The following is a 5,863-nucleotide window of genomic DNA, read 5'->3' as shown; positions in this document are numbered from 1 at the left end:
TCCCTCTCCCCCCTCCCCTCACCCCTTGCGGTTACCCCGCTCCACCGGGCCCCGGCGCACCGAACCCGGAGCGCTCCAGTCCGCGCGCTTGCGGGCCCGCTTCTTCGCCGCCTCCGAGGACTGGAGCTGGTACGGGACGGAGGTCACCATGACCCCGGGCGTGAAGAGCAGCCGGCCCTTCAGTCGCAGGGCGCTCTGGTTGTGCAGCAGGTGCTCGTACCAGTGCCCGACCACGTACTCGGGGATATAGACGCTGACCACGTCGCGCGGGCTCTGGCGGCGCAGGCCCTTCACGTACTCGATGACCGGGCGGGTCACCTCGCGGTAGGGCGAGTCGAGGATCTTGAGGGGGACGTTGATGGCACGCCGCTCCCAGTCCTCGCGCAGGGCCTTCGTCTCGTCCGGGTCGACGCTGATGGAGAGCGCCTCCAGCTGGTCGGCGCGGATGAGCTGGGCGTAGGCGAGGGCGCGCAGCGTGGGGCGGTGGAGCTTGGAGACGAGGACGATCGCGTGAACGCGGGAGGGGCGAACGCTCTCGTCGGCGGGGGTCTCGTCGGCGGCGATCTCGGCGGAGACCCGGTCGTAGTGCTTCCGGATCGCGGTCATCGTGCCGTAGAAGATGACCATGCCGAGCAGGGCCACCCAGGCGCCGTGGGTGAACTTGGTGGCGAGGACGATCACCAGGACGACGCCGCAGAAGAAGGCGCCGAAGGCGTTGATGGCGCGGGAGCGGATCATGTGGCGGCGCCTGGCCTGGTCCCGTTCGTCGGCGAGCAGCCGGTTCCAGTGCCGCACCATGCCGGCCTGGCTGAGGGTGAAGGAGACGAACACCCCGACGATGTAGAGCTGGATCAGGTGCGTGGAGTCGGCGCCGTAGATCCAGACGAGCAGGATCGCGGCGCCCGCCAGCAGCACGATGCCGTTGGAGAAGGCGAGGCGGTCGCCGCGGGTGTGGAGCTGGCGCGGCAGATAGCGGTCCTGGGCGAGGATCGAGCCGAGCAGCGGGAAGCCGTTGTACGCGGTGTTCGCTGCGAGGAACAGGACCAGGGCGGTGGCGGCCGCGAGGACCAGGAAGAGGAAGGAGCCGTGGCCGAAGACCGCCTCGGCGACCTGGGCGATGACCGGGTCCTGGGTGAAGTCCGCGCCGACCGGGGCGCCGTCGCGGATCAGGTCGACCGCCGGGTTCTCGGCCATCTTGACGTCGGTGGCCAGAGCCAGGCCGATGATGCCGCAGAACATGGTGACGGCGAGCAGGCCCATCAGGGCGAGGGTGGTCGCGGCGTTGCGGCTCTTCGGCTTCCGGAACGCGGGCACCCCGTTGCTGATCGCCTCGACACCGGTGAGGGCCGCGCAGCCGGAGGAGAAGGCCCGCAGGAGGAGGAAGACGAGCGCGAACCCCGCCAGTCCCTCGTGCTCGGGCTTGATCACCAGGTCGGAGGTAGGGGCGTGCATCGTGTCGCCGAGGATCAGTCCGCGGAAAGCGCCCCACAGGATCATGAGGAAGACGCCGGTCACGAAGAGATAGGTGGGAATGGCGAAGAGTCTCCCGGACTCCTTCACTCCGCGCAGGTTCATCAAGGTGAGCAGGACGATGGCGCCTATGGCGCAGAACGTCTTGTGCTCGATGACGAACGGGATCGCGGAGCCGAGGTTCTCGACTCCGGAGGAGATCGACACGGCGACGGTGAGGACGTAGTCGACGAGCAGGGCGCTGGCGACGGTCAGTCCTGCCTTGGGGCCGAGGTTGGTGGTCGCGACCTCGTAGTCGCCGCCGCCGCTCGGGTAGGCGCGGACGTTCTGCCGGTAGGAGGCGACGACCGTGAACATGAGGACGACGACCGCGACGGCGATCCAGGGGCTGAAGTGGTACGCCGACACCCCCGCGATGGACAGTACGAGGAGGACTTCTCCGGGTGCGTACGCCACCGAGGACAACGGGTCGGACGCGAAGACGGGCAGCGCGATGCGCTTGGGGAGCAGGGTCTCCCCGAGCTTGTCGCTGCGCAGCGCGCGGCCGATCAGGATCCGTTTGGGCAGGTCGGTCAGTTTGGACACGCTGAGGATCGTAAGCGGAGCCCGTGGCCGGAAAGCACGCCCTTTCGACGTGGCCCCGCAATCTCCTGCGGTCGGAGGAGAACGCCGCTGCATTCTTTAACGCGATCCTTGCGCCCGTTCCCCCTGTTTTGCTTTCCCTTTACCGGAGTGCGCGACGATACGGAGCCTCGGATGAGGCAGGGGCTTCCCCGGCGCATAAGCTCGACTCCCGGCCACACTGCGGGTGTGTGCCGCTTTGTTTGCCCAGCAAGCCGAGAGAGAAGTGTGAGCAGCGTGTTTTCGCAGGTCAGCTGGATGACCAGGACGGCGGGGTAGGCGCACAGTGCACATCGTCATCATGGGCTGCGGGCGCGTCGGTGCCGCTCTCGCACAGACCCTGGAACAGCAGGGGCACACCGTCGCGGTGATCGACCAGGACCCGACGGCGTTCCGTCGCCTGGGGTCCGGATTCGGCGGTCGCCGGGTCACCGGGGTCGGTTTCGACCAGGACACCCTCCGCGAGGCGGGGATCGAGGACGCCGGGGCGTTCGCCGCGGTCAGCAGCGGCGACAACTCCAACATCATCGCGGCCCGGGTGGCCCGCGAGATGTTCTCCATCGAGAACGTCGCCGCGCGCATCTACGACCCCCGGCGCGCCGAGGTCTACCAGCGCCTCGGCATCCCCACCGTGGCGACGGTGCGCTGGACGGCGGACCAGATGCTGCGGCGGCTGCTGCCGTCGGGCGCGGAGCCGCTGTGGCGCGATCCGAGCGGGGGTGTGCAGCTCGCCGAGGTGCACACGACGCCGTCCTGGATCGGCCACAAGATCAGCACGCTCCAGGAGGAGACGGGGGTCCGGGTGGCCTTCCTCACCCGGTTGGGCGAGGCCATACTGCCGACCTCGCAGACCGTTCTCCAGGAAGGCGACCTGGTCCACGTGATGATGCGTACGGACGAGATCGCCCAGGTCGAAGAGGCCTTCGCCCAGGGTCCCGAGGAGGACGGTCACTGATGCGTGTGTCGATTGCCGGGGCGGGTGCGGTGGGTCGTTCCATCGCCGCCGAGTTGCTGGAGAACGGGCACGAGGTACTGCTGATCGACAAGGCGCCGACCGCCATCTCGGTGGAGCGGGTCCCGATGGCCGAGTGGCTGCTCGCGGACGCCTGTGAGATCACGTCGCTGGACGAGGCGGCACTGCAGCGGTGCAACGTGGTGATCGCCGCGACCGGGGACGACAAGGTGAACCTGGTCGTCTCGCTGCTCGCCAAGACCGAGTACGGCGTGCCGCGCGTGGTGGCCCGGGTGAACAACCCGAAGAACGAGTGGCTGTTCAACGAGTCCTGGGGCGTGGACGTCGCCGTCTCGACGCCGCGGCTGATGTCGGCCCTGGTCGAGGAGGCGGTGAGCGTCGGTGATCTGGTCCGGCTGCTGCGCTTCAGCCACGGCGACGCCAACCTGGTGGAGCTGACCCTGCCGCCGGAGTCTGCGCTGGCCGGCATCCGCGTCGGGGATGTGGCCTGGCCCGCGGACACCTCGCTGGTGACGATCATCCGGGGTACGCGGGTGCTGACGCCGAGCCCCGAGGAGTCCCTGGAGGCCGGGGACGAGCTGCTGTTCGTGGCCGCCCAGGCGCGCGAGGAGCAGTTGGAGGATCTGCTGTCGGTCCGGCGGAGTCCTGAGGACGGCTGAGCGGGCCACCATGCGAAAGGGGCCGGAACCGCTGAGCGGTTCCGGCCCCTTTCGGTGCAGCGGTGCGGGGGTCAGGCCTCCGGGTCGCGGAGGGCGGCCGCCGCGGCCTTGCGCTCCTTCTCGGCCTGTTCCTCGGCCTCCATCTCGGCGAAAACGTCGATGGGCGGAGGCGCCTTCGCGAGGAAGATCCAGGTCAGGTAGACCGCGAGCAGGAACGGCGGGATCTTCAGCGCGATGAGCACCCAGCCGAACTGGGTGGTGTCGGCCCACCAGTAGAGCGGGAAGAGGATCGCGCACTTGGCCAGCAGGATGAAGCCCCAGGCGTAGCTGGCCCTGGTGTACGCCTTCTTCCGGCCCGGGTTACGGGTCCGCCAGGAGAGGTTCTCCTTGAAGACCGGGCCGAGGATCAGGCCGATCAGGGGAACGCCGGCGGCGGCGGTGGCGATGTAGGCGACCGACAGGCCCAGGGTGTAGAGCATGCCCGGCAGATAGAAGTCCTTGGCCTCGCCCGTCATCTTCGCGAAGAGGACGCCGAAGGCCACCCCGAATACGCCGCTGAAGGCGTGCTTGACGGTGTCCCGGCGGATCAGCCGGACGACGACGAGGGCCAGGGACACCGCCAGGGCCGCGATGGCCGAGGCGTTCAGGTTCTTGTTGATGGTGAAGATCGTGACGAAGAGCAGCCCGGGGAGGACTGTCTCCACCATGCCGCGCACCCCGCCGAAGGCCTCGAAGAGCGCGGCCTCGGTGACGGCCTTCGACTCCGCGTCCTGCTGGGCGGCGTGCCTCCCGCCCGTGTGCTGCGGGTCGGTGCGGTGGGACTGGTCCGTGTCGGACGTCGGCTTGTCGAGGGACGTCACCGGCTACTCCTTGCCGAGCGGTCGGAGTTCGTATGTGGGGTTGAACAGCACCCGGCGGCCGTGGCTCATGGCGACCCGCCCCGAGGCGATGATCCTGCGGCCGGGCTCTATGCCGACGATGGAGCGGCGGCCGAGCCAGACCACGTCCAGCGGCTCGGTGCCGTCGAAGAGCTCCGCCTCCAGGGCGGGCACTCCGGCCCGGGGGCGGAGGGTGACGGTCCGCAACGTACCAGCCACCTTCACGATCTGCCGGTCGGAGCACTCGGAGATCCGGGTGCACCCGGTGGCCTGCGCGTCCTCCCGCAGCTCCTGGGACTCCAGGTCCTCCTGGGAACTGGAGAGCCGGTCGAGCATACGGCGGAAGCGCCCGGAAGGCTTCGCCGCCTTCCCAGCCTTCCCGGCTTTCTCGGATCGGGAAACAGCACTCATACCCGAAGGGTACCGGTCCTGCGGGCGGTACACGTGGGGCCGCGATGATCACTCGAAACGGTGAGCCCGTACGGGGTCAGTCGCGCTCGAACCGGTACCCCATGCCCGGTTCGGTGACGAAGTGACGGGGGTGCGAGGGGTCCGCCTCCAGCTTGCGGCGCAGCTGGGCCATGTAGACGCGCAGATAGTTGGTCTCGGTGCCGTAGGAAGGGCCCCAGACCTCCTGGAGGAGCTGCTTCTGGCTGACCAGGCGGCCGGCGTTGCGGACGAGGACCTCCAGCAGATGCCATTCGGTGGGGGTGAGGCGTACGTCGCGGCCGGCCCGGTGCACCTTCTTCGCCGCCAGGTCGACGGTGAAGCCGGCGGTCTCGACGAGGGCGATGTCCTCGGTGCCGCCCTCCTGGCCGACCGGTTCCGCCCGGCGTACGGAGGCGCGCAGCCGGGCCAGCAGCTCGTCCATGCCGAACGGTTTGGTGACGTAGTCGTCGGCCCCGGCGTCCAGCGCCTCCACCTTCTCGTCGGACGTCTGACGCGCGGAGAGGACGAGGATCGGGACCCGGGTCCAGCCGCGCAGCCCCCTGATCACCTCGACCCCGTCCATGTCGGGCAGCCCCAGGTCGAGGAGGACGACGTCGGGGTGGCGGGCGGCGGCGAGCTGGAGGGCGGTCGCCCCGTCGGGCGCGGCGTCGACCTCGTACTGGCGGGCCTTCAGGTTGATCACGAGGGCGCGGACGATCTGCGGCTCGTCGTCGACCACAAGCACCCTGGTCATCGCGGACCTGCCTTTCTGCTGAACGGGCTGCACGGGCTTTGCGGGTTGTACGGGGAGGGGGCGGGGAACACGTCGGGGC

Annotated in this window: 6 protein-coding genes; 2 read left to right on the top strand and 4 right to left on the bottom strand. The window is 69.3% G+C overall.

Annotated features, from left to right (window positions below; all coding sequences use genetic code 11):
• Positions 1-18: 18 nt before the first annotated feature.
• Positions 19-2,055, bottom strand: coding sequence for an APC family permease (locus D3105_RS32245; RefSeq protein ID WP_118906392.1), 2,037 nt, complete (start codon positions 2,053-2,055; stop codon positions 19-21).
• A 322-nt stretch (positions 2,056-2,377) separates the two neighbouring features.
• Between D3105_RS32245 and D3105_RS32240 the strand changes: the two genes are divergently transcribed.
• Positions 2,378-3,046: a potassium channel family protein gene (locus D3105_RS32240; protein WP_010059595.1), complete on the top strand. Its 669-nt coding sequence runs from the start codon at positions 2,378-2,380 to the stop codon at positions 3,044-3,046.
• A complete protein-coding gene (locus D3105_RS32235) occupies positions 3,046-3,723 on the top strand; it encodes a potassium channel family protein (protein ID WP_032767671.1) in 678 nt (225 codons plus the stop codon). Before D3105_RS32240 ends, D3105_RS32235 begins: the two co-directional genes overlap by 1 nt.
• A gap of 71 nt (positions 3,724-3,794) precedes the next feature.
• On the opposite strand, the gene D3105_RS32230 is transcribed toward D3105_RS32235, so the two are convergent.
• From D3105_RS32230 to D3105_RS32220, 3 genes are all read right to left on the bottom strand, one after another.
• A complete protein-coding gene (locus tag D3105_RS32230; RefSeq protein ID WP_118906391.1) occupies positions 3,795-4,583 on the bottom strand; it encodes a DUF3159 domain-containing protein in 789 nt (262 codons plus the stop codon).
• A gap of 3 nt (positions 4,584-4,586) precedes the next feature.
• Entirely contained in the window at positions 4,587-5,012 is a 426-nt protein-coding gene (locus tag D3105_RS32225; protein ID WP_179255748.1) for an OB-fold nucleic acid binding domain-containing protein, read from the bottom strand.
• A 76-nt stretch (positions 5,013-5,088) separates the two neighbouring features.
• Positions 5,089-5,784 carry a response regulator gene (locus D3105_RS32220; RefSeq protein ID WP_030716139.1) on the bottom strand — a complete coding sequence of 232 codons (696 nt, stop codon included), beginning with the start codon at positions 5,782-5,784 and terminating at the stop codon, positions 5,089-5,091.
• Positions 5,785-5,863 lie beyond the last annotated feature (79 nt).

Source organism: Streptomyces globisporus (genome assembly GCF_003501885.1).
Classification (GTDB): Bacteria; Actinomycetota; Actinomycetes; order Streptomycetales; family Streptomycetaceae; genus Streptomyces; species Streptomyces globisporus_D.
The sequence above is the reverse complement of the archived record's forward strand: the minus strand, read 5'-3'. Positions and strand labels throughout refer to the sequence as shown.